Origin of the sequence: Pseudochrobactrum saccharolyticum, assembly GCF_008801715.1 — a bacterium.
In the GTDB taxonomy this organism is placed as follows: Bacteria; Pseudomonadota; Alphaproteobacteria; order Rhizobiales; family Rhizobiaceae; genus Pseudochrobactrum; species Pseudochrobactrum saccharolyticum.
The window spans coordinates 346,756-369,007 of record NZ_VZPG01000002.1 but is presented as its reverse complement, the minus strand read 5'-3'; the positions used below and the strand labels follow the sequence as shown (position 1 = coordinate 369,007).

Genomic DNA, 22,252 nt, shown 5'->3' with positions numbered 1-22,252 from the left:
AATGAGAACACTTGGCGGGGCTTAAGCCGGTATAATTATGATCTCTGACTGACAGCAAACAGCGTGCAATCTGCGCGCTGCAGGGAGATTTGCATCTGCCGGAATGAACGGTTTGATATCATTATCGGGCATGCTCTTTAACAGAGTTTAAGGCATTTTCAGTTAGGGGAACTTATTGGAATTGCTTTGGTTTTTGAAATTATGCGCATTCTTAAAGCCGGAAACAGATCAGAAGTTTCGGATTTTTAATATGCGCTCCAGCATATGAGTGATGAAGCTATGACGGTTATGAATGTCCCTGCTCTACCTACAGAGATGTCCGGTGATGATATCCGTAATCCTCATATCTGCCTGACGCCTTCCGAAAGCGAATGGGTTCAGCTCATTCATAGTCTGCCTGATAATCTTGCAAAGCAGCTTGCCTGTCTGATCGAGGCGGATAAAGACCGTTTGGTAGGTGTTTTCTACGACCGGCTGCTGCAAAATCCGGATGCAAGTCCGTTTCTCTCTCAGGATGTGGTTCACGACCGTTTGCAGCATTCGATGCGCGGCTGGCTGCGCCGCCTTTTTGTTGAGCGAACCATGGATGTTGCGGTGTTTGTGGCTGAGCAGCGCAAGATCGGCGAGGTTCATGCGCGTATTCAGGTGCCTATTCATGTGGTTATGCAAGGCGCGCGCCTGCTGAAAAACGAGATTGTTTGTCAACTGCAAAGTCAGACAATCAGTCTTGGTGACTTTGCTGTCATGGCCGATTATGTCGGCAATGCCATTAATATTGCTATTGAATTTATGAGCCAGGCTTTTGTCAGCAATACCAAAAGCGATGCACAGACGGATGAAGCCTATCGCGCTTTCGCACTCAGTCAGGATGTGACACTGGAACGTGAAATCCAGCGTGCCAGCCTCATGGAGTGGAGCCAGTCGGTTCTGTTTAGTCTCTATGGTAACAGACGTGAGGCTGTGCTGCCTCTGCTCTCCAGTTCTGATTTTGGCCTGTGGCTGCATCATAAAGGCGATATGATTTTTCATGGTTCGCCGGTTTTGGAAAATATTCGTGCAGATATGAAATATATTGACACCGTTTTGCTACCGGCCATTGCCGGTGCCGATGCGGATCAAAATCTAACAGAACTGATTGAATCCTTTAAGAATAAAACCGGAGAGATCAAATTCCTGCTGGCTGAACTCTTTCAGGCTGCTGCTGCGATGGAAACCGGTCGCGATCCGCTGACGCGCACACTGAACAGACGCTTCCTGCCTTCCATTCTGTCGCGTGAGGTCAAAATGGCTTCACAAAACCGGATGGATCTGAGTGTCATGATGGTCGATATCGATAATTTCAAACGTATCAATGACACTTATGGCCATGGCGGCGGGGATCATATTCTCCAGCAGGTGGCAGAAAGCATTTTCACGCATTCCCGTGCCAGCGATTTTGTCTTCCGTTATGGCGGCGAAGAGTTTCTTGTGGTGCTGATTGAAGCAAGTGCAAAGACTGCTTTGGAAACGGCTGAAAAACTACGACTGAAAATTGCCGGTCAGCAATTCTCACTGCCGGATGGCGGGTCGCAAAATATTACGCTGTCGATTGGTGTTTCCACATTCAATGGCCATCCTGACTTCAGCCATTTGATTAAAACCGCAGATCAGGCGCTGTATCAGGCTAAGCAAAATGGCAGAAACCGCACGGAAGTTGCTATTCCTCTGTCCTGAGGAGTGGAGGTTTACTCGCTAATGGCTGTGGCTGATATGCCTGTCGGGATTGCCGGTACTATTGTATCAGCTATATGCTTGTCTGTTTTGAAGTAATAGGGAATTTTTGCTTCATTGAGTGCAGCAATGAAATGTTTAATGATGAGTTCAATATTGGATTTCTTGTAATAATTCTGTGACAGAGTACATACTGCCACAGTATAGGATGTTCCGTATTTTACTGGCCAGTGGCACAGCAAAAATACAGACAAATCGGTCCAGCAGGATATTTTAAATACCTGCCCTTGCACCGGCTCGACAATAATAAAGAAGTTCCAGTCTTTCTCCATGTATTATCCATCGAAGATTGCGATATGCATGATGATACTTCATTTTTGCAAATATTAAAGCGTATATTTATAAAATTTAATATTGAATATTTAACAATAAAAATTTCATCTGTTTTGCGAAGTTTTTGATCTTTTACTTCATACTCTATCAATATTGCAGATTTTTCATCTGCTTTTGTATCGTGGACATGGTGAGAATCTCCTCTGCATCAAATGCAGTTTCATAGGCTCATGGAGGCTTGTTTTATAGCTGCGCTACCTTTTTCTGATTATGCGCTGCGCCCTGAAAACATAGGGTTTTGCAGCAATTCCCATATGTCGGGTGGACTTTTTTCGATATTTCTATATATTGTTGAATATCAGTTTAGATTTATCTGCAATTTCTAAATGAAATTTAAAGCATAATCTTTGCATTAATTTCGCAGATATTTCTCTTATTTAAATACAAAAGGAGAATAGGTCTGCCATTATGGCAGGGTTAACTTATTATATGGCTGTTTATACAATTAATGAGAGTATGAATGAGCCAAAGTCTGTAAAACTATCTTTAAAAGATGTTTTTAAAGTCTTTGGTGAAAAGCCGGAAAAAGCAATGAGCCAATTGCGTTCCGGAAAAAGCAAAACAGAGATCCACAAGGATACGGGCTGCACTATCGGCGTTGACGGTGCGAGCTTTGAAATTATGGATGGCGAGATCTTCGTCATTATGGGATTGTCCGGCTCCGGCAAATCCACACTTCTGCGCCTGCTGAACCGGCTGATTGAGCCGACCTCCGGCACCATTGCCGTTGATGGGCGTGACATTACCAAAATGTCCAAAGGCGAGCTGATCGATCTGCGCCGCCGTGATATGAGCATGGTTTTCCAGTCTTTCGCATTGCTGCCAAACCGTACTGTTCTCAACAATGCTGCCTTCGGCCTTGAAGTTGCCGGCATGGCTGAGGCCGAGCGCCATGAGCGCGCAATGCAAGCGCTCACGGCCGTCGGTCTGGAGCCCTATGCCCAGAGCATGCCCGACCAGCTTTCCGGTGGTATGAAACAGCGTGTCGGCCTTGCCCGCGCTCTGGCCAATGAGCCGACAATCCTGCTGATGGATGAGGCGTTTTCCGCGCTTGATCCCCTCATCCGCACGGAAATGCAGGATGAGCTGATCCGCCTGCAATCGGAGAACAGCCGCACGATTATCTTTGTGAGCCACGATCTGGACGAAGCCATGCGCATCGGCGACCGTATTTGTATTATGCAGCACGGCAAGGTTGTACAGGTTGGCACGCCGGATGAAATCGTTTCGGCTCCGGCGAACGACTATGTGCGCTCCTTCTTCAAAAATGTGGATGTGTCTCATGTGTTTTCTGCCGGTGATGTGGCGCGTAAAACCCTGCTGACGATCTTTGACCGTCAGGGTGTTTCTGCCGCGTCCGCCTTGGAACAGATGGAAACAACGGGGCGAGACATTGCCGTAATTGTCGGTCGTGACCGCAGCTATCACGGCATGATCAGTCAGGACGGGCTGATTGAGAAGGTCAAAGCCAAATCCCCGCATCCGTACAGGGAAGCGTTCTTAAGCGATATCACTCCTATTGAAGCAAGCGAACCGCTTTCCAACGTGCTTGGCCGCGTTGCTGAAAGCCGCTGGCCGGTTCCGGTTGTTGATGAAAAAAACAGATATGTCGGTGCGATTTCCAAATCGGCACTTCTGGAAACGCTCGACCGCGCCGGTTGAGCTGAAACGATTGGTATAAAAATGGATATGAATTTTAGTATCGGCAAAGGTGCCGATATCACTGTGAATTACATTCTCGACCATTTCACACCGGCGCTGGATATGATTGCTGCGGTTATCGGCTTTGTTACCGGCGGTATTCAGGGTGGATTACTGGCAATTCCGGCTGTTGTGGGTATTGCCATTCTGACATTGCTGTCGCTGTGGCGTGTGGGTTGGAAATTTGCAATCTTCACTGCTCTCGCGCTGGCACTCGTCCATCATATGGGACTGTGGTCGGGCACAATGGAGAGCCTGTCTCTGGTGCTGGCCGCAACAATCATTGCCATTGTCATTGGTATTCCGCTGGGTATTGCCATGGCGCGCAGCGAGTTGCTGGCATCTTTCATCCGCCCTGTGCTCGATCTGATGCAGACTATGCCTGCCTTTGTGTATCTCATTCCGGCGGCCATGTTCTTTGGTCTTGGCGCCGTGCCCGGTACAATCGCGACTGTGATTTTTGCCATGCCGCCGGTTGTGCGCCTTACCAATCTCGGTATCCGGCAGGTGCACGGAGAGTTCGTTGAAGCCGGTCTGGCCTTCGGCTGCACGGCAAAACAGCTGCTGTTCAAAGTGCAGCTTCCCAATGCCCTGCCCTCGATAATGGCCGGTATCAACCAGACCATTATGCTGTCGCTGTCGATGGTGGTGATTGCCTCAATGATCGGTGCGGGTGGTCTGGGGAATACAGTGCTCACCGGTATTCAGCGTCTTGATGTCGGCACCGGTTTTGAGGGCGGACTTGCCGTAGTCATTCTGGCTGTTGTGCTTGACCGGATCACTCAGAGCTTTGGCAAACCGCAACCAGGCCTGTTTAAGCGCTTTGCAGCGCTGCGCAAACAGCCTGAAGCGGAAACCGGAGCCAAGAAAACAACATCCCTGCGCAAGCAGGAAGCTTAATTCACCTATAGAAACCTTAAAGGAGAAGATATGTTCGGGAAACTGACACGTCTAAGCCTGGCGGCATTGCTGGCGGGAACCATGGCAACTTCAGCATTGGCTGCAGGCGATGCCAAAGTGGTCAAACTTGGCTGGGCACCCTGGTCCGATGCTGAGTTTGTAACCAAACTCGCGGCTAAACTTATTCAGGATAATCTGGATCAGAAAGTTGAACTGGTGCAAACAGATGTTGCACCGCTTTATCAGGGCGTCAGCCGTGGTGATCTTGATGCGATGATGATGGCCTGGTTGCCTGCAACACATGCGGATTATTACAAGCGCGTTGAAGGTAAAGTTGAAGATCTGGGCCCGCTTTATGAAGGTGCAAAACTTGGCTGGGTTGTACCTGCCTCCGTGCCCGAGAGCGATATCAAGTCGATTGAAGACCTGAAGAAAGCCGATATTCACGAGAAGCTGAAAGGCCAGATTCAGGGTATTGATCCGGGTGCCGGTCTGACCCGCCTTTCAGAAGAAGCAATCAAGAAATACGGCCTGAATTATAAGCTGCAGATTTCCAGTGAGGCAGCGATGCTGACCACGGTTGATCGTGCAACCCGCTCGGACGGCTGGTTTGTGGCGACCGCGTGGAGCCCGCACTGGATGTTCGGCAAATATAAGCTGCGCTATCTGGAAGACCCTGAAGGTGCGCTTGGTGCCGCAGAGCATGTGAATGCCCTCGCCCGCAAAGGCTTTAAGGAAGACAATCCGAAGGTCGCCTCTCTGCTAGAAAAGATGAATATCCCGCTGGAAGACCTCGAAAAAGCGATGTTTGAGGCGCAGGAAACATCATACGATAAGGCCGTTGATAAATATATTGCCGACAATCCTGATCGTATCAAAGAATGGCTGGCTGAATAATTTCAGCCTGAAAAGCATAATACGGCGGTGCGCAAGCGCCGCCGTTTTTCAATTTTGGCTTATAATATTCCTGTTTAAAAATGCTGACATCACCACGGGGGAGTGATAAAGCACTGCGCAGATCATATTTTTCCTGCAATGAAAAGGTGATGTTATGAGTATGATACAGTGGGTATTTCTCATTCAGGGTATTATCGCTTTCGGTCTGGCCGGTTGCGTTGCCTATGTTGTCCTGAACCGCAAACGCTGAGAACAGCCCTGTGCCAGTCGCATTATTAAAGCAAATGAGTGACGGCACCCGCAATTTCAGCGGCCTAATATGTGACGGGGCTGATTTATCCGGTCAGGATTTATCGGACTGTGTTTTCACAGAATGCATATTTACAAATTGTAATTTCAAAGCCGCAATCATCACTGAAACGCAGTTCAATAAATGCCGTCTCAGCGGTGCGAACCTGTCCAATATTGATGGCAATAGCGCGCAATTTTACGATTGCGATCTCTCCAATACATTGTGGAGCCGGTCCAATCTCAATGGCGTGAAATATTCACGCTCCAAACTTACCGGTGCGGATTTCACTGATTGCAGCCTGATCGGCACTGATTTTGAAGAATGTTTGCTGATTGCAGCTTTTCTGCAGCGCGCGTCGTTTCGTAATAAAACTCTGACAAATATGGATTTCAGCGAAGCTGATCTCAGAGAATGTGATTTCCGCGATACGGTCTTTCACGATTGCCGGATGCGCGGCGCCACTTTACGGCTGAGCAAATTCAAAGGCGCTGATCTGCGTGGCTGCGATCTGGGTAACCTGACATTTCACGATGCCGCAGTGCTCAAAGGTGCCATCATTTCAAAAAGTCAGGCAACGGATATCCTCAGCGGCATCGGTCTGCTGGTTCTGTAAAGACTATTTCTCAAGCACAGCAACGATTTCAGCAAAGCCGCGTTTTTTAGCGTGCTGAAGTGCTGTTACGCCTTCATTATCCGGAATAGAGAGATCGGCACCCGCGGCTTTCAAAAGCTTTACAATTTCTACATGGGCAGGCCCGCCATCGCTCAGGATCACGGCTTCAATCAGTGCAGTCCAGCCGAGACGATTGACATGATCAACATCAACACCAGCCTCAATCAGCGTGCGCACCGTTTCCACATGACCGCGCTCGGATGCCGGAATAAGTGCCGTACCGCCAAAGCGGTTGGTGCTTTTCAGATCAGCACCATGCGAGAGCGTCATTTTCAGAATTTCCAGATGGCCGCGTGCTCCGGCATAGAGATACGGGCTGTCTTGTATCATATCCTTGGCATTCACATCTGCACCGGCATCAATCAGAACTTTAGCCGCTTCGATTTGATTATTATGGGTTGCAACCAGCAGAGCAGTCTGGCGGTGGTCGTTGCGTGTATCGGCTTTCACACCATCTTTCAGCAGGCTCTGAATAGTTGCGACATCACCGGTGGCAGCGGCATCCAGTAATTTGCGTTCTTTGCTGGTTGAGGCGGACATGGCAACTCCCGTGATTGTCAAAATAAAACCGGCAATAAGCAGAGTGCTTCTGAAAATATTCCGCAGGGACAATAAATTTGTCATGTCTCTCTCCTCATTGAAAATACATCATGCGTGAACCGCCACACTGAGACAACAGTGCGGCGGTTGGGGCAATTATTTAAGCTGGTCTTTGACCTTGTCGAGTGCAGCAACTGCACAGGCTTCGTCCAGATGACCACCTGGTGCGCCGCCGACGCCGATTGCGCCGATGGTTGCATCGCCAACTTTAACCGGCACACCACCAGCAAGCACGAGGAAGCCCGGAATGTTAGCCAGTTCTGCCGCTGCCGGATTTTTCTGGATATTTTCAGCCATGACACCGGTTGGAGTGCGGGAAGAGGCCGAGGTGAAAGCCTTGGCGGTCGCTGCCGCTGGTGTATGAGCACCGGCATTATCGGCGCGCATCAGAGTGCGCAGCACGCCTGCACGGTCAACAACAGCTACGGCTACATTATAGCCTTTGGCAGAACAGGCAGCGATTGTTTCATTGGCAATGTTTACCGCAAGATTGAGTGGCATGTTCTTTTCCTGCAAAACCTGCGCGGAAGCAGCTGAGGTCAGTACAAGTGCCGCAGCACCGGCAAACAAAATGCGTTTCATGATCGTCTCCTGAGTGTTGATGAAAGCAACCGGCTTTCTGACACTCAATCTAGTGAAACAATCATTTTGCGTGAATCCGCGATACCGCTGAAAGCTCTAGGTAGAATTACGGATGCCCTGCACTGCTGCCGGATAGTTGCAACCGCACAAAATCCACCACCGAACTGGTTTCCAATTTTTCGGCAATATTGGCGCGATGTGCATCAATGGTGCGCACGGAAATATTCAGTGCAGCAGCAATCTCTTTGCTGCCGAAACCTTTGCAGATCAGATCAAAAATCTCATGCTCGCGGTCAGTCAGTCTGGCAATCAGTTTTTGCGCTTCCGCCCGTTCCAGAATTTTATCCAGCTCCTGAGAAGCTGTCTCCAGTGCCTCCAGCAAAACCTGCTCATCAACGGGCTTGGACAGAAAGTCGAGAATGCCTGCCTTGAAAGCACGACGACAGGCATTGATATCCCCGTGACCGGTAATCATAATCGCCGGCCAGTCGATCCCGCGTTCCAGCAGTTTTTGCTGCAGTTGCAAGCCGCTTATCATCGGCATACGCAAATCGAGTATCAGACAACCGGGCTTTTGCGGATCAACATGCGCCAGAAATGTCGCCGGATCACGAAATGTCTCCACATGCATGCCATAGGTCTGCAACAGCAGCGACAATGCCTCGCGCACGGCTTCATCATCATCAATCAAATAAATTTTGAGATTTTTCATTCTGCTGCCTTTGAAAGCTCAGGCTCAGCCATCGGAATGGTAATTGTAAAGATTGCACCGCCGGATGGTGCATTTTCTGCCGATATTTCCCCGTCAATCCGCTCAATCAGGGTTGAGCAGAGCGAAAGCCCCAGCCCCATACCCGCTTCACGGGTGGTGAAAAACGGCTCGAATAAACGCGGCAGAATATCATCGGCAATGCCGCCGCCATTATCGGCAATGCTCAGGATGAGCTGTCCGCCTCTGGCTTCAGCTGTCACAGTAATGCGTTTATCGCTGATCTCGCTCTGGCTCAGGCTGTCGGCAGCATTGCGGATCAGGTTATAAAGCACCTGCTCCATCTCTACCGGATCAGCAGTAATCAGCGGCGATATTTTCTCGGTTTGTTGATGCAGGCTGATATTGCGTTGCGCCAGATCCGTACGTAGCAATTCCGCTACATCGCGGATAATCTGGTTGATTTCTAAGCGCCTGCGCTGTGGTTCATGATTGCTCATATAATTGCGCATACGCTGTAAAATCTCACCGGCACGCGATGCTTCCCGCACATTGGCGGCCAAAGCCTGTTTCAATAATTCAGGCCGTTCACCGGAAGCTTCAAGGCGCAATGCGGCCTGACTTTGGCTCAGCAAGGCTGTCAGCGGTTGTGTCAGTTCATGGGCGATGCCGGAGGCCAGCTCGCCCATAGAATTCACCCGCGCCGCATGAGCAAGCCGCGTTTCATGTTCCGACAACTGTGCTTTCTGCTCGGCCTCTCTGGTCGCTTTTTGAAAACGCCAGAGCGCATAAGCACCGGTCAAAGCAATTAATGACAAAACCGCGAATAATATTGTGTGCAGCGGATCAATCACATCTGACAGCGCCATCGGGCGACTAAGACGCAGCAAAAGCGGCTGGTTCTGACTATCGATTTTCTGCGAAAAGACCGGTTGTTCCAGAAAGCGCGATGCCACTGTTTGCAGACCGGATTGTTGTTCAAGAATAATCTTATCATTGATGGACAGGGTCAGGTCTGCCCAATCCGGCCGCTCATCCGGTTCAATCATCAGAGCCGGATTGATCGCCATGAAAATCGCATAACCGGGATTGGCATTGTCGGATTTTTTGCCCAGATAATAACGGTCTGCCAGCTTGTCTGACAGATAAGTGCGCACCTCGCCCGGTTTTTGTTCTGCGACCTGCGCGGCAAAATCAACGGCGATATTATCATGCTCACTTTCATCAACCATCAGCACAGGCTCAGCATTAACAGTGGAACCGGTACGGTTCAGCAGCATGACATCAATTACGCTGATGCGCGGGTAAAAGCGGATAATGTTGCGCGACACCTGCCGCAAAGCATCCACCGGTGCCGGATTGGCAGAGAGGATCAGTGCGTTCAAACTGGTGAGGTGAGCATCATGCTGTGCAGCGCGCTGCGACAGAACACGATGCAGCGCTGTGCCGGTTTGCTTCACCTCGTCACGCGCCTGATTAATGCTCTGACGGGCGGTGAAAGCAACAAATAGCAATAGCAATATCAGCCAGATAACCGATATTGTCAGATAGGATTTCCAAATCTGTTTATTGCCCGTCAAACGCTTCACCCATACACAATATTGTAATTACGCTTGAATATCGCTGACATAATATAGTGCAACACGCAATGCACAGGCCGAAAAACTTCTTCATCACACAGGTTTGAGCTTGTCAGCGCGTCGTACTAAACGGCATAAAACGCATCCGGCCGGAGGATGAAATGATTAATTTGCAACCCGTCAGAAGAACAGATGCAACCGAACTGATCGCGGGCAATCTTGCGAGCCGCAATCATCATTATCCATGGATGCGCAATTTTACTGATCTCGCTGGTTTTGAAGACTGGTTCGGCAATCTGCAAAGCAGCGCATCACAGGCACTTGTTGTGCGCGATACGGAGAGCGGCAAGATTGCCGGTGTTTTCACCTTCAGCCAAATTTTTATGAAGGCGTTTTGCAGCGCCTATTTGAGCTATTACAGCATGGTGCATCTGGCCGGTCGCGGGCTGATGACCGAAGGCCTGAAGCAGGCGGTGGCTTATGGCTTCAGGGAAATCGGCCTGCACCGGATTGAAGCCAATATCCAGCCGGACAATCTGCGCTCCCTCGCCCTTGTTCAGCGCGCCGGTTTTCACAAAGAAGGCTTTTCACCGCGCTATTTGTTTATCAATGGCGACTGGCGTGACCATGAACGCTGGGCGATTATCAACGATCAGTAAGCATCATTCGCAACGGATATATTTCAGCACGCCGACATAGGGCGACCTGTTTGCAGATTTGTCATCAGACGGATGATTAATGCCATCAGTGACCAGCACTTCATCAAAATCAAACGGACTGACACCCTCAAGGCAAGCGGCATTAATGCCATATTGCTGCGGATTGGAGCGGCGCTGATGATGAGTATAAATCCCGCAAACTGAGCAGAAATAATGTTTCGCCACCTTGGTATTGAATTGATAGAGCGTCAGCGCATCTTCGCCGTTGATAATCTCCAACCCGCCAAGTTGCGCTGAGACAGCTACAGCCCCGCGCATCCGGCAATAAGAACAGGTACAACGGCGCGCGGTGTTCAGTCCGTCGGACAGTTTCACCCGAAACCGCACTGTCCCGCAATGACAGGCACCGTTGACTGTTTCATTTGTCTCGCTCATCGCTCAGTTCTCCCATAAATCTCATGTCAGGTTAAAGCAAAAAGGCATTCACCTGAACAGGTGAATGCCTTTTCATTTCAATAAATTCTGATGGAAAAATTAGCCGAGTGCTTTTTCCAGTTCAGGAATGATTTCAAACAAGTCACCGACCAGTCCGTAATCGGCAACCTGAAAGATCGGTGCTTCTTCGTCTTTGTTGATTGCCACGATCACTTTGGAATCCTTCATCCCTGCCAGATGCTGGATAGCACCGGAAATACCGGCAGCGATGTAAAGATCAGGCGCGACCACCTTACCGGTTTGTCCGACCTGCCAGTCATTCGGCGCATAACCGGCATCCACTGCTGCGCGGCTTGCACCAACGGCAGCGCCGAGCTTATCCGCTACCGGCAGCATAACTTCCTGAAACTTCTCTGCGGAGCCAAGCGCACGGCCACCGGAAACAATGATCTTTGCCGAAGTTAGTTTCGGACGGTCTCCGCCGGAAAGTTTTGCTTCAACAAATTTCGACAATTGCGGGTCATTGGCATAAGCGATATTTTCAACCGCAGCCGTCCCGCCCTTTTCTGCCGCGACAAAACCGGCAGTACGCACAGTAATCACCTTTTTCGCATCCAGTGCCTGAACGGTTTGCAAGGCATTGCCGGCATAAATCGGGCGCTTGAATGTATCCGCCGAGATTACCTCGATAATGTCCGACACCTGCATCACATCAAGCAATGCGGCCACACGCGGGAGTACATTTTTGCCTGTTGTGGTGGCCGCAGCAATAATCACATCATAATCCGCGCTCAATGTCTGAATGAGATCGGCCAGTGGTTCTGCCAGCTGGTTTTGCAGTGCTGCATTTTCTGCCAGCAACACTTTGCGCACACCTTTGAGCGTGACAGCAGCATCAGCTGCAGATTTGGCATTCTGCCCTGCAACCAGCACATCCACATCACCACCGATAGCCAGTGCTGCGGTCAGCGCCTTTGCTGTCTGGTCTGACAGGGTCTGGTTGTCATGTTCCGCTAAAAGTAAAATTGCCATGATCTTATTTCCCTATCAAATCAGTCCGGCTTCATTTTTCAGTTTCGCAACCAGTTCCTGCACATTGGCCACTTTAATACCTGCCTGACGGCTTTCCGGCTCTTCGGTTTTCAGAACCTTGAGACGCAATCCAGTATCTACGCCAAGTTCTGCCGCGCTTTTTTCATCAAGCGGCTTTTTCTTGGCTTTCATGATATTCGGCAGAGAAGCATAGCGAGGCTGGTTGAGACGCAGATCAACAGTCACCACCGCCGGCAGTTTCACTTCAATCGCCTGCAAACCACCGTCAACCTCACGGGTCACACCGGCTTTGCCGTCACCGAGCTCCAGTTCGGATGCAAAGGTCGCCTGCGACCAGCCCAGCAGTGCCGAGAGCATCTGGCCGGTCTGGTTGGCATCATCATCAATCGCCTGTTTGCCGACGATCACCAGCTGCGGCTGCTCTTCCTCAACCAGTTTTTTCAGGATTTTAGCAACAGCAAGCGGCTCAACAGCATCATCCACTTTCACCAGAATGCCGCGATCAGCGCCCATTGCCAGTGCTGTGCGCAGGGTTTCCTGCGCCTGGGTAGGGCCAATAGAAGCCACAATCACTTCCGAAACCTTGCCTGCTTCTTTGAGGCGCAGCGCCTCCTCCACGGCAATTTCATCAAACGGGTTCATCGCCATTTTAACATTGGCAAGGTCAACACCACTGCCATCGGCCTTAACGCGGATTTTAACGTTGTAATCAACAACCCGTTTAACTGCGACCAGAACTTTCATGATTTTATCCTGTCAATTCAATGTATCAGACTGTTAAAATTACATTTTGCAGCGCGAATTGGTCGGATCGTAGAGCGACTCTTCAACCACTTTTGCCTTGCGCCATTCACCCAGCACCTGAACTTCCAGTTCCAGCCCGTTCTGATTGCCTAATTCCGGCGGCAGCAGGGCAAGGGCGATATCATGGCTGAAATGGCAGGAATAACCGCCGGAGGTAATACGGCCAACCAGTTTGCCATTGTGATAAACGCCCTCATTCATCTGCACACTGGCACCATCTGTGGCGATGGTGATGGTGCAAATACGACGCTTCAGCCCCTCTTCGCGCTGGCGGATGAGAGCATCGCGGCCGATAAAGTCGCCTTTATCGAATTTGATGAAACGGTCGAGACTGCTTTCCAGAGCCGTCAGCTCGGCATTCATATCGCGATACATAGCGCGATATGATTTATCGAGACGGCAGCATTCCAGTGCGGCCAGACCGACCATGCGGATGCCAAATTCCTCACCGGCTTTGAGAATTTCATCCAGCAGATGACGCTGATAACCGATCGGATGATAGAGTTCCCAGCCAAGTTCGCCTTCATAGGTCACGCGCAGCATCCGCACATCACTGGCCAGACCGATTGTGCCGGTCTGCATGCTCATCCACGGGAAAGCCGCATTGCTCAGATCAACCTCGGTGATTTTCTGCAAAACATCACGCGCCTTTGGCCCGACGAGTGTGAAAGCACCTCGTTCCATGGTGACATTGGTTAGCGTAACGCTGCGGTCATCCGGCAGGATCTTTGACAACTCATCAAAATTCAGCCGTTCGCCACGCGGTGTGGAGATCAGATAAAATGCATCCGGTTTGAAGCGGATAACCGTATATTCACTGACTACGCCTCCGTTTTTATTCAGGTGATGACAAAGACCGATACGTCCGAGTTTTGGCAGTTTATTGGCAAGAATGCCGTCCAGCCAGCTTTCAGCCCCCGGCCCCGAAACCTCAAATTTGGTCATCGGTGTCATTTCGATCAGGCCAACGCCTTCGCGCACCGCAGTCACTTCTTCACGGATATATTTGGCTGCGCGCTGGGTGTGGCGGAAGCTCAGGTCAGGAATAGCTTCCTCTTTGCTTGGCGCAAACCATTGCGGCATTTCCCAGCCGTTCAACACATCCCATACAGCGCCCATTTCGGTGAGGCGGTCATAGGAAGGCGCGGTTTTCTGCGGACGGGATGCAGGCATGGTCTGACCCGGAAATTTAATATCCGCGTGCGTACCCCATGTTTCCTGCACCTTGTGGCGCGTCCAGGTTTTATTGGCATAATTGGAGAAACGACGCGGGTCGAGCTCCGACATATCTTTGGACGGCGCACCGTCGATAATCCATTCTGCCAGATGGAAGCCCAGTGTGCCGCCCCAGAGAATGCCGCCCGGCACACCTTCCGCAAGCCATACATTCGGCAGATCCCATGCAGGGCCCGCCAGCGGCAATTCATCAGCAGTCATCTGGAATGGCCCGCGCACATTGGCTTTAATGCCGGTGCGGGCAAGAGCCGGCACATAATCTGTGGCTACTTCCCAGTTCCATTCAACCGCGTCGAAATCCTCTTCCACCAGATCAGCGCCGAACCATTCCGGCACACCGTCCACGGCAAAGAGTTTCAGATGCTCTGTGCGCTCATAAGGGCCGAACATCAATCCGTCACCCTCCTCGCGCAAGTATCCGGCAAAGCCTTCATCGCGCAGGATCGGCATTTCCGGCAGACCCTGTTTTTTACGCTCAATAATTTCCGGTACCGCATCGGTGATCCAGTATTGGTGCAGGATCGGGATTGCCGGAATATCAATACCGAGCAATGCGCCGGTCTGGCGGGCATAATTGCCGGTCGCGGAAACAATATGTTCGCAGATAATATCGCCGTTATTGGTTGAGACTTTCCACTCGCCGTTTGGCAGGCGCTCAAAACTGTTGACCTGCGTATTCTGATAGATTTTCTGCCCCATATCACGGGCGCCTTTGGCCATAGCCATGGTCACGTCAGCCGGTGCGATATGTCCGTCATCCGGATGATAGAGCGCGCCGATCATATGCTTGTTGTTTTCCAGCAGCGGCCAGAGTTCCATAGCCTCTTTTGGCGAAACCAGACGGGCATTGGTGCCCTGCGCCTCGGCCACATCCATATAGCTCTTATATTCATCCATACGGTCGCGCGTATTGGCGATACGCAGCTGGCCGCATTTATGCCAGCCGACATTCTGACCGGTTTCGGCTTCCAGTCCTTCATAAATCTCAATGGTTTTTGCAATCATACGGCCGACATTATTGCTGCGCGCATAAGAGGGAATAAGCCCTGCCGCATGCCATGTTGAGCCTGCTGTCAGCGATGTGCGTTCCAGCAGCGCACAATCTGTCCAGCCGCGTTTGGCCAGTGCATAGAGAACGGAAACCCCGACACAACCGCCGCCGACAACCACAACCCGTGCATAAGTTTGCATAATTCCACCCGATTTATTTTTATGAAAGACCGGTGCACCTCTCCTTAGTGCAATGATCTCAGACTGTTTTCATGTTTTCTCAGCGCGCAAAATTACGGCTGATTTTGATCTCACAATAGGATGCGGCAGATGCTTTGTGATCTTGTAAAAAAATAGTCCGAGGTATAACTTCAGATTATGCACAGACTCCGTAATCTCATTCCTTCCGCCAATTACCTGTTTGCCTTTGAGGCGGCAGCACGACGTTTAAGCTTCACTGCCGCTGCCAAAGAGCTGAATGTCAGCCAGCCCGCAGTGAGTAAAACCATACGGTTACTTGAAGAATCGACTGGATTGAAACTGTTTCGCCGTGAAAGTGCGCGGCTGGAGCTGACGCCGGAAGGACAGCGGCTCTATCAGGAAGTGCAGGCCTCTTTTGATCATCTGCATATGGTGATTTCATCGCTCCAGCGGAAATATCAAAAAGACATTGTGCGCGCCTCATTCTCGGCGGTGTTTATCTCGCTATGGCTCTTGCCGCGCCTTGCAGATTTCAAAAACCGCTATCCGGAAATCGCGCTGCATATTGAGGAAAGCCCGAAAGATTATATTGATCTGGGTGAAGAGGATATCGACCTCTCCGCCCGTCTTGGCAATGGCGAATGGCAAGGCTTGCGCTCATGGCAGCTGTGTCTGGAAGAAACGGTCTGTGTGTGCAGTCCGGAATATCTGGCTGCTCATGGTCCTATTCATGCGCCGGCCGATTTACTCAATCATCGCCTGCTGCATTTTGAAGAAAAGCACCGCTCCCGTATCGGCTGGCGTGAATGGCTTGAATATCAGGGTGTTTCCAGTGCCAAACTGCCTCATGATGTGGTGTTCAGCGATAATCTCGCTTCAATGCAGGCGGCAATTCACGGTCAGGGTATTTCGCTCGGCTGGCGGCATCTGATCGGCAGCTATCTGGAAAGCGGCAAACTGGTTATACCGCTGGAGAATTCCTACAAGGCCGGAAAGAGCATTTTTCTGGTGGCTCCGGCATCGCGCCAGATCAAGTCCGGCACAGAGAAATTCCGTGACTGGATTTTGGAGCAAATGCATCGGGAGTTGCCGCTTAACAATCCGTAGCGGGTTTCTTCTTTAGAAATTACTTTATCCAACATCTTTAGAGCATTGATTAAATGGGAGTTACTATGGCTAAAGTTGCGTTTATCGGCCTCGGTGTTATGGGCTATCCTATGGCTGGCCATCTCAAAACACGCGGCGAACATGAAGTAACCGTCTATAACCGCACCACGGCTAAGGCACAGGCCTGGGCGCAGGAGTTTAAAGGCAGTTTTGCTACAACACCGGCCGAAGCTGCCCGTGGTCAGGATTTTGTGTTCTGCTGTGTCGGTAATGACGATGATTTGCGCGCAGTCACCCTTGGCGAAGACGGTGCATTTCAGAGCATGGACAAAGACACTATCTTCATCGACAATACCACAGCCTCCGCTGAGGTTGCCCGTGAACTCGACAAGGAAGCCCGCCAGCGTGGTTTCCATTTCATCGATGCGCCGGTATCCGGCGGACAGGCCGGTGCTGTGAATGGCGTTCTCACTGTGATGTGCGGCGCTGATGAAGCTGTTTTTGAAAAAGCCAAGCCGGTTATTTCTGCCTATGCCCGTTCGGTTGGTTTGATGGGCGCTGTTGGCAATGGTCAGTTGGCCAAAATGATGAACCAGATTTGCATTGCCGGTATTGTTCAGGGACTGGCTGAGGCCATTCATTTCGGTAAATGTGCCGGATTGGATATTCAGACCGTGATTGATGTGCTGTCCAAAGGTGCTGCCGGTTCATGGCAGATGGAAAACCGCACACCGACAATGATTAAAGGCGAATATGAGTTCGGTTTTGCCGCAGATTGGATGCGCAAAGACCTGAAAATCTGTCTTGAAGAAGCGGATCGCAATGGTGCCACGCTCGCTCTGACTGCCCTCGTGGATCAATATTACAAGGATGTGCAGAAACTTGGCGGCGGTCGCTGGGATACATCGTCCCTGCTCGCACGTCTCGAAAAATAAACCGCTAAAGTGCTGTTTAAGTACATAAAAAGGCGCTGCGATCACCACAATCGCAGCGCCTTTTCTTTATCCGATCATGCGATCAGAAACGGTATTTGGCAGAAAGTGTCATACCGCCGACAACATCGGTGCCAAAATCAGCCTTGGAACCAGTTAGGCTGCCGCCGTTCTTTGCTGTAAGTGTATTATCCAGAGTACCGGAGGTCAGAATGCCAATAGCACCTGCAAGACGGAATTCCAGATGTTGTGTAGCCTTGTAATTTGCACCGAGACCCAGCAGCCAGACATCGGTCTGTGAGGTCAGACCTGTTGTTGTACCACGATCCCAGGTAACAGTTGCCGCACCCGACCATTTGTCGTTAAATTTGTGACCGATACCACCCATAACGGTCCAGCCGTCTTTGTAGTAAAGATCAAGAGACGTTACTTCGGCACCAATCGGACGCACACCTAAAAATGGCTTATCACCGGTGTTTACAAAGCTAACATTGGTAATGCTTTTCCAGTCTGTCCATTTTATGGAAGCAAGCGCCAGCCAATCCGGCGCAATGCCGGTCTGAAATTTGAATTCAACAGATTGTGGAGTTGCAACACTGCCGCTCACTGGTGTGGTAAAACTGATCGGTGAACCCATTGGGGTCACTGTAACTGTACCATCCAGATCATAGCTAACCTTCGACTGATAGACGAGGCTAGCACGCAGAGCAATTTCCGGAATTTCATAAGCAGCACCGATACGCCAGCCAATAGCTTTATCATCTACGTCAAGACGGCTGTCACCAAAAGATAATGCAGGCGGAGGGCTAAGAGCAGAAATCTTTGTTTGTTTACCTTTTAGTTCCTGATAGCTTACACCGCCGAGAAGGCGGAAAAAGCCTTTATCACCAGCCTCAAAACGATAAGAACAGTTCAAGCCGTAATCATTTGAAGAAATTTTCTGTTCAATGGCTGAGAACATGCGTGCATTATTCAGACCAGAATCTGTCTCAATTCCCCATGGCTGGCGATATTGCGCGGCGCAAGCCAAATCATCTGTCAGTTGAACTTTTGCTGAGACTTTAGGCACCCAATAGGATTTTCCTTCATCAACTTCAGTATCAAAACGTTTGCCAAAATCTGGTCCGGGTACTGGATTAACAGGCCCTAAACCAGACTGGATATTCTTCAGCTTACGCTGCGGCGCAACAAAAGTCGCACCGGTTTCCACCACATTGCCTTCTTCAAATAAAATATCGAAATCCTGAGAACTGCGCTCCAGACCACCGGCATGCGCGGTCAAAATTCCCCCCGACAATGCCAGCGACACAGCAGATAATTTCAAGGCAGTTTTAAGCATATTGTCCCTCAATTTTTATACTTAATTTTGACGTGAGCGTAACATGCCGAATGGGTTCTGCAAGTACAAGAAAGTTGAAAACGAACCACCGGTTCGTCACAGAGTCGACCGAAAATCCGATTTTTGATCGTCTTACTCAGTTTTTTTGTGAGTTGCCGTATAAATTCACATCCAAAACGTCAGTTTTGACCTGATTTTGCCTTCAAAACGTGCGCTGTGCCAAATATGTCACGCAAAAAAGACAATCGTTTTTCACCTCTTGAAACCTATACCGCGCCACCGGTTCTGCGCATTTCAAACGTGATGCAGCAGATCAGTTTCAGCATCATTGTTTGTAAAAATGCTGCATTCGCATTACAGAATTTCACTTCAAAACTCAATAAACATAAATAAATCAAATGGTTGTAAAATTTATGAATAAACCACAGAATCAATCTGATTAACCCGCAGTCTGATTTGCCGGTTACTGTTTGAATGAGGCATCAAAAGAAAGCGCCCTCAAATCAGTGTGATTTGAGGGCGCTTTTGTTCTTTAGACGTCTCTAAAAGTCCGGTTTATTCGGCATCTTTCAGGCGCTGCATGGCAATTGCAATTTTGCCCTGTGCTTCCTGCAATTCAGCGAAACGGGCACGGTCTGCTTCCACAACTTCCGGCTTGGCATTGGCAACGAATTTCTCATTTGAGAGCTTCTTGTCAATTTTCTCCATTTCGGCTGTGAGCTTGCCGCTTTCTTTTTCAAGACGCAGCATTTCCGCACCAAGATCAATCAGGCTGCCAAGCGGCATGCAATAGGTCGCCTCGCCGACAACCAGCTGTGCAGAGCCCTTTGGCGCTGCATCAGACAGGCTGATATCAGCAACACGGGACAGACGTTTGATCGCCGCATCATGATGCGCCAGACGTTCTTTGGTCAGCGCATTGGCTTCAAGAACCGCAAGCGGTGCCTGTGCTGACGGCGGAACATTCATTTCCGAGCGAACGGAACGAATGCCGCTGACCAGCTCGATCAGCCAATTGATATCATCCGCGGCAGATGCATCTTCGAAGGACAAATCAGGCCATGGTGCATGGGCAAGCAGCGTATCGCGGCTCTGGCCCTCACCGGCTGTCAGGCTCCACAGTTCTTCCGTCATAAACGGCATGAACGGATGCAGCAGCTTGTAGATTTCATCCAGACAATATGCTGCACAAGCCTGCGCTTCACGCTTTGCATCTTCATCATCGCCCATGAAAATCGGCTTGAGAAGTTCCAGATACCAGTCACAGAACTGGTTCCAGACAAAACGATAGGCAGAACTTGCCGCATCATTGTAGCGGTAAGTTGTGATGCCCTCAGTGATGGCTCTGGTCGCGCGTGTCAGCTCGGTCAGAATCCAGCGGTTAACCGCCAGTTTCGCATCTTCCGGTTTGAATTTCGGCTGGCGGCTCACACCGTTCATCTGCGCAAAGCGTGTTGCATTCCACAGCTTGGTGCCGAAGTTGCGGTAACCGGCAATACGTGCCGGATCGAGCTTCACGTCGCGTCCCTGCGCGGCCATGATTGCCAGCGAGAAACGCAGCGCATCGGCACCATATTCATCAATCAGATCAAGCGGATTGATAACATTGCCTTTGGACTTCGACATTTTCGCGCCGTTCTTGTCACGCACCAGAGCGTGAACATAAACGGTGTGGAACGGCTCTTCTTTCATGAAGTGCAGACCCATCATCATCATACGGGCAACCCAGAAGAAGATGATGTCAAAACCGGTTACCAGCACATCTGTCTGATAATAGGTGTCGAGTTCCGGTGTCTTATCCGGCCAGCCAAGGGTCGAGAACGGCCACAGCGCTGAAGAGAACCATGTATCCAGCACGTCGCAATCGCGGGTCAGCGATGTCGGTTCACCATAATGTTTCTGAGCCGCAGTCAGAGCTTCTGCTTCGCTCTTTTCTACGAAAATTGTACCGTCCGGACCATACCATGCAGGGATCTGATGACCCCACCACAACTGGCGGGAAATACACCATGGCTGAATGTTTTCCATCCAGTCATAATAGGTCTTTTCCCATGTTTTCGGTACAATCGCTGTGCGGCCTTCACGAACAGACGCAATGGCTGGCTTGGCCATTTCCGCAGCATTTACATACCACTGGTCAGTCAGCAATGGTTCAATCGGCACACCGCCGCGGTCGCCATGCGGCACCATGTGGGTGTGATCTTCGATTTTCTCGAGATAACCGCCCTCATCCATCATCTCAACAATGGCTTTACGCGCCTTGAAGCGATCCTGATCGTGGAAGCGTTCAATCAGCGCAGCCAGCTCAGCAGATGGTGTCAGGCCTTCCGCAAAGTCCTCATTGTCCTGAAGCAAAATGGTAGCAACAGGTGACATGATGTTGATTTTACGTAAGTTATTACGTTTTCCGACTTCCGCATCATTAAAATCATGCGCAGGCGTAATTTTAACCGCGCCGGAACCGGATTCCGGATCAGCATAATCGTCACCAACGATCGGCAGCGCACGGCCAACCAGTGGCAATACGGCATTTTTGCCGATACGGGACTGATAGCGCGGATCTTCCGGATTAACCGCAATACCGCTATCGCCCAGCATTGTTTCAGGACGGGTTGTTGCAACAACAATATAAGTGTCCGGATTTTCCGCATCAAAAGCCACGCCTTCCAGCGGATAGCGGAAGTGCCACAAATGACCTTTGATTTCACGCTGTTCAACTTCAATATCCGAGATTGCTGTCTGCAATTTCGGATCCCAGTTGACCAGACGCTTGTCTTTATAAATCAGGCCTTCTTTGTAGAGCGTGACGAAGACTTCCAGAACGGCTTTGGACAGACCTTCATCCATCGTGAAGCGTTCACGCGACCAGTCACAGGACGCACCAAGGCGACGCAGCTGGTTGAAAATCAGGCCGCCGGATTCCTCTTTCCACTGCCAGATGCGCTCAACAAATTTCTCGCGCCCCATCTCATGACGGTTCGGCTCCTGCCGTTCCATCAGCTGGCGCTCAACAACCATCTGCGTTGCAATGCCGGCATGATCCATGCCCGGCTGCCACAGCACGTTTTTGCCGCGCATGCGCTCAAAGCGCACCATAATATCCTGAATGGTATTATTAAGGGCATGGCCCATATGCAGAGAACCGGTGACATTCGGCGGCGGGATCACCACAGCAAACGGATCCGCACCCGGCTTGGAACCTGCACCAGCTTTAAAAGCCTGCGCTTTTTCCCAAATATCAGCAATTTTTGGCTCGGTAGCCGCGGAATCGTAGGTTTTCTCTAACATAAAAAACTCTGTCTCTTTATATGAAGGCAGGCGCAACGAAAGCAGTGATCGTTCAATCCTGCCTTAGCAGCAGCAGTTCCGACCACCTATCCGGTACAAACAAGTCTCAGTGATATGTTTCAAAGCAAGTTTGAAACAAAGAATCAAGGAAAACTGCGTGCCTCACACTGC

The 22,252-nt window shown here is 50.3% G+C and carries 19 protein-coding genes; 8 read left to right on the top strand and 11 right to left on the bottom strand.

Annotated elements, in window-relative coordinates; genetic code table 11:
- Window positions 1–264: 264 nt before the first annotated feature.
- Window positions 265–1,713: a GGDEF domain-containing protein gene (locus tag F7P81_RS08270; RefSeq protein ID WP_246176070.1), complete on the top strand. Its 1,449-nt coding sequence runs from the start codon at window positions 265–267 to the stop codon at window positions 1,711–1,713.
- An 11-nt stretch (window positions 1,714–1,724) separates the two neighbouring features.
- Here F7P81_RS08270 and F7P81_RS08265 read toward each other — a convergent pair whose 3' ends face one another.
- A complete protein-coding gene (locus F7P81_RS08265; protein ID WP_151159168.1) occupies window positions 1,725–2,042 on the bottom strand; it encodes a DUF982 domain-containing protein in 318 nt (105 codons plus the stop codon).
- Window positions 2,043–2,559: 517 nt separating this feature from the next.
- Here F7P81_RS08265 and proV point away from each other — a divergent pair.
- The 4 genes from proV to F7P81_RS08245 all read left to right on the top strand — a co-directional run bounded on the left by proV (window position 2,560) and on the right by F7P81_RS08245 (window position 6,506).
- A complete protein-coding gene (proV, locus tag F7P81_RS08260; protein ID WP_116089373.1) occupies window positions 2,560–3,765 on the top strand; it encodes a glycine betaine/L-proline ABC transporter ATP-binding protein ProV in 1,206 nt (401 codons plus the stop codon).
- A gap of 21 nt (window positions 3,766–3,786) precedes the next feature.
- Window positions 3,787–4,704: an ABC transporter permease gene (locus tag F7P81_RS08255; RefSeq protein WP_075655154.1), complete on the top strand. Its 918-nt coding sequence runs from the start codon at window positions 3,787–3,789 to the stop codon at window positions 4,702–4,704.
- Window positions 4,705–4,734: 30 nt separating this feature from the next.
- Window positions 4,735–5,601 carry a glycine betaine ABC transporter substrate-binding protein gene (locus tag F7P81_RS08250; protein ID WP_075655156.1) on the top strand — a complete coding sequence of 289 codons (867 nt, stop codon included), beginning with the start codon at window positions 4,735–4,737 and terminating at the stop codon, window positions 5,599–5,601.
- A 284-nt stretch (window positions 5,602–5,885) separates the two neighbouring features.
- Window positions 5,886–6,506 (top strand): pentapeptide repeat-containing protein, encoded by a 621-nt coding sequence (locus tag F7P81_RS08245; protein ID WP_151159167.1) that lies wholly within the window; start codon window positions 5,886–5,888, stop codon window positions 6,504–6,506.
- Between the two features lie 3 nt (window positions 6,507–6,509).
- Here the strand turns inward: F7P81_RS08245 and F7P81_RS08240 are convergent, their stop codons facing one another.
- The 4 genes from F7P81_RS08240 to F7P81_RS08225 form a co-directional block, all read right to left on the bottom strand.
- Complete coding sequence (locus F7P81_RS08240) at window positions 6,510–7,106, bottom strand: ankyrin repeat domain-containing protein (RefSeq protein ID WP_210246210.1); 597 nt, start codon at window positions 7,104–7,106, stop codon at window positions 6,510–6,512.
- A gap of 156 nt (window positions 7,107–7,262) precedes the next feature.
- Window positions 7,263–7,748 carry a GlcG/HbpS family heme-binding protein gene (locus F7P81_RS08235; RefSeq protein ID WP_151159165.1) on the bottom strand — a complete coding sequence of 162 codons (486 nt, stop codon included), beginning with the start codon at window positions 7,746–7,748 and terminating at the stop codon, window positions 7,263–7,265.
- A 106-nt stretch (window positions 7,749–7,854) separates the two neighbouring features.
- The gene (locus F7P81_RS08230; protein WP_151159164.1) at window positions 7,855–8,460 is read right to left on the bottom strand and encodes a response regulator transcription factor; all 606 of its coding nucleotides are present in this window, start codon (window positions 8,458–8,460) and stop codon (window positions 7,855–7,857) included.
- The gene (locus tag F7P81_RS08225; RefSeq protein ID WP_151159163.1) at window positions 8,457–10,037 is read right to left on the bottom strand and encodes a sensor histidine kinase; all 1,581 of its coding nucleotides are present in this window, start codon (window positions 10,035–10,037) and stop codon (window positions 8,457–8,459) included. Before F7P81_RS08225 ends, F7P81_RS08230 begins: the two co-directional genes overlap by 4 nt.
- A 161-nt stretch (window positions 10,038–10,198) precedes the next feature.
- Between F7P81_RS08225 and F7P81_RS08220 the strand changes: the two genes are divergently transcribed.
- A complete protein-coding gene (locus tag F7P81_RS08220; protein ID WP_151159162.1) occupies window positions 10,199–10,696 on the top strand; it encodes a GNAT family N-acetyltransferase in 498 nt (165 codons plus the stop codon).
- A gap of 3 nt (window positions 10,697–10,699) precedes the next feature.
- Here F7P81_RS08220 and F7P81_RS08215 read toward each other — a convergent pair whose 3' ends face one another.
- The 4 genes from F7P81_RS08215 to F7P81_RS08200 form a co-directional block, all read right to left on the bottom strand.
- Complete coding sequence (locus tag F7P81_RS08215) at window positions 10,700–11,131, bottom strand: GFA family protein (RefSeq protein WP_151159161.1); 432 nt, start codon at window positions 11,129–11,131, stop codon at window positions 10,700–10,702.
- 99 nt (window positions 11,132–11,230) lie between these two features.
- The gene (locus tag F7P81_RS08210; protein WP_151159160.1) at window positions 11,231–12,163 is read right to left on the bottom strand and encodes an electron transfer flavoprotein subunit alpha/FixB family protein; all 933 of its coding nucleotides are present in this window, start codon (window positions 12,161–12,163) and stop codon (window positions 11,231–11,233) included.
- Window positions 12,164–12,178: 15 nt separating this feature from the next.
- Window positions 12,179–12,928: an electron transfer flavoprotein subunit beta/FixA family protein gene (locus F7P81_RS08205; protein ID WP_151159159.1), complete on the bottom strand. Its 750-nt coding sequence runs from the start codon at window positions 12,926–12,928 to the stop codon at window positions 12,179–12,181.
- Window positions 12,929–12,967: 39 nt separating this feature from the next.
- Window positions 12,968–15,415: a GcvT family protein gene (locus F7P81_RS08200; RefSeq protein ID WP_151159158.1), complete on the bottom strand. Its 2,448-nt coding sequence runs from the start codon at window positions 15,413–15,415 to the stop codon at window positions 12,968–12,970.
- A 177-nt stretch (window positions 15,416–15,592) separates the two neighbouring features.
- On the opposite strand from F7P81_RS08200, the gene F7P81_RS08195 reads away from it, so the two are divergent.
- Window positions 15,593–16,522 carry a LysR substrate-binding domain-containing protein gene (locus F7P81_RS08195; protein WP_022711759.1) on the top strand — a complete coding sequence of 310 codons (930 nt, stop codon included), beginning with the start codon at window positions 15,593–15,595 and terminating at the stop codon, window positions 16,520–16,522.
- Between the two features lie 65 nt (window positions 16,523–16,587).
- The gene (locus F7P81_RS08190) at window positions 16,588–17,457 is read left to right on the top strand and encodes an NAD(P)-dependent oxidoreductase (protein ID WP_151159157.1); all 870 of its coding nucleotides are present in this window, start codon (window positions 16,588–16,590) and stop codon (window positions 17,455–17,457) included.
- Window positions 17,458–17,539: 82 nt separating this feature from the next.
- Here F7P81_RS08190 and F7P81_RS08185 read toward each other — a convergent pair whose 3' ends face one another.
- Window positions 17,540–18,793 carry an OmpP1/FadL family transporter gene (locus tag F7P81_RS08185; protein WP_151159156.1) on the bottom strand — a complete coding sequence of 418 codons (1,254 nt, stop codon included), beginning with the start codon at window positions 18,791–18,793 and terminating at the stop codon, window positions 17,540–17,542.
- 555 nt (window positions 18,794–19,348) lie between these two features.
- The gene (locus F7P81_RS08180) at window positions 19,349–22,081 is read right to left on the bottom strand and encodes a valine--tRNA ligase (RefSeq protein ID WP_151159155.1); all 2,733 of its coding nucleotides are present in this window, start codon (window positions 22,079–22,081) and stop codon (window positions 19,349–19,351) included.
- Window positions 22,082–22,252: the final 171 nt, after the last annotated feature.

Excerpts from the sequence above, each read along its gene's own strand:
- F7P81_RS08270 (WP_246176070.1), top strand. The coding sequence starts at position 265 with ATGAGTGATGAAGCTATGACGGTTATGAATGTCCCTGCTCTACCTACA.
- F7P81_RS08265 (WP_151159168.1), bottom strand. The coding sequence starts at position 2,042 with ATGGAGAAAGACTGGAACTTCTTTATTATTGTCGAGCCGGTGCAAGGG.
- proV (WP_116089373.1), top strand. The coding sequence starts at position 2,560 with ATGAATGAGCCAAAGTCTGTAAAACTATCTTTAAAAGATGTTTTTAAA.
- F7P81_RS08255 (WP_075655154.1), top strand. The coding sequence starts at position 3,787 with ATGGATATGAATTTTAGTATCGGCAAAGGTGCCGATATCACTGTGAAT.
- F7P81_RS08250 (WP_075655156.1), top strand. The coding sequence starts at position 4,735 with ATGTTCGGGAAACTGACACGTCTAAGCCTGGCGGCATTGCTGGCGGGA.
- F7P81_RS08245 (WP_151159167.1), top strand. The coding sequence starts at position 5,886 with ATGAGTGACGGCACCCGCAATTTCAGCGGCCTAATATGTGACGGGGCT.
- F7P81_RS08240 (WP_210246210.1), bottom strand. The coding sequence starts at position 7,106 with ATGTCCGCCTCAACCAGCAAAGAACGCAAATTACTGGATGCCGCTGCC.
- F7P81_RS08235 (WP_151159165.1), bottom strand. The coding sequence starts at position 7,748 with ATGAAACGCATTTTGTTTGCCGGTGCTGCGGCACTTGTACTGACCTCA.
- F7P81_RS08230 (WP_151159164.1), bottom strand. The coding sequence starts at position 8,460 with ATGAAAAATCTCAAAATTTATTTGATTGATGATGATGAAGCCGTGCGC.
- F7P81_RS08220 (WP_151159162.1), top strand. The coding sequence starts at position 10,199 with ATGATTAATTTGCAACCCGTCAGAAGAACAGATGCAACCGAACTGATC.
- F7P81_RS08215 (WP_151159161.1), bottom strand. The coding sequence starts at position 11,131 with ATGAGCGAGACAAATGAAACAGTCAACGGTGCCTGTCATTGCGGGACA.
- F7P81_RS08210 (WP_151159160.1), bottom strand. The coding sequence starts at position 12,163 with ATGGCAATTTTACTTTTAGCGGAACATGACAACCAGACCCTGTCAGAC.
- F7P81_RS08205 (WP_151159159.1), bottom strand. The coding sequence starts at position 12,928 with ATGAAAGTTCTGGTCGCAGTTAAACGGGTTGTTGATTACAACGTTAAA.
- F7P81_RS08200 (WP_151159158.1), bottom strand. The coding sequence starts at position 15,415 with ATGCAAACTTATGCACGGGTTGTGGTTGTCGGCGGCGGTTGTGTCGGG.
- F7P81_RS08195 (WP_022711759.1), top strand. The coding sequence starts at position 15,593 with ATGCACAGACTCCGTAATCTCATTCCTTCCGCCAATTACCTGTTTGCC.
- F7P81_RS08190 (WP_151159157.1), top strand. The coding sequence starts at position 16,588 with ATGGCTAAAGTTGCGTTTATCGGCCTCGGTGTTATGGGCTATCCTATG.
- F7P81_RS08185 (WP_151159156.1), bottom strand. The coding sequence starts at position 18,793 with ATGCTTAAAACTGCCTTGAAATTATCTGCTGTGTCGCTGGCATTGTCG.
- F7P81_RS08180 (WP_151159155.1), bottom strand. The coding sequence starts at position 22,081 with ATGTTAGAGAAAACCTACGATTCCGCGGCTACCGAGCCAAAAATTGCT.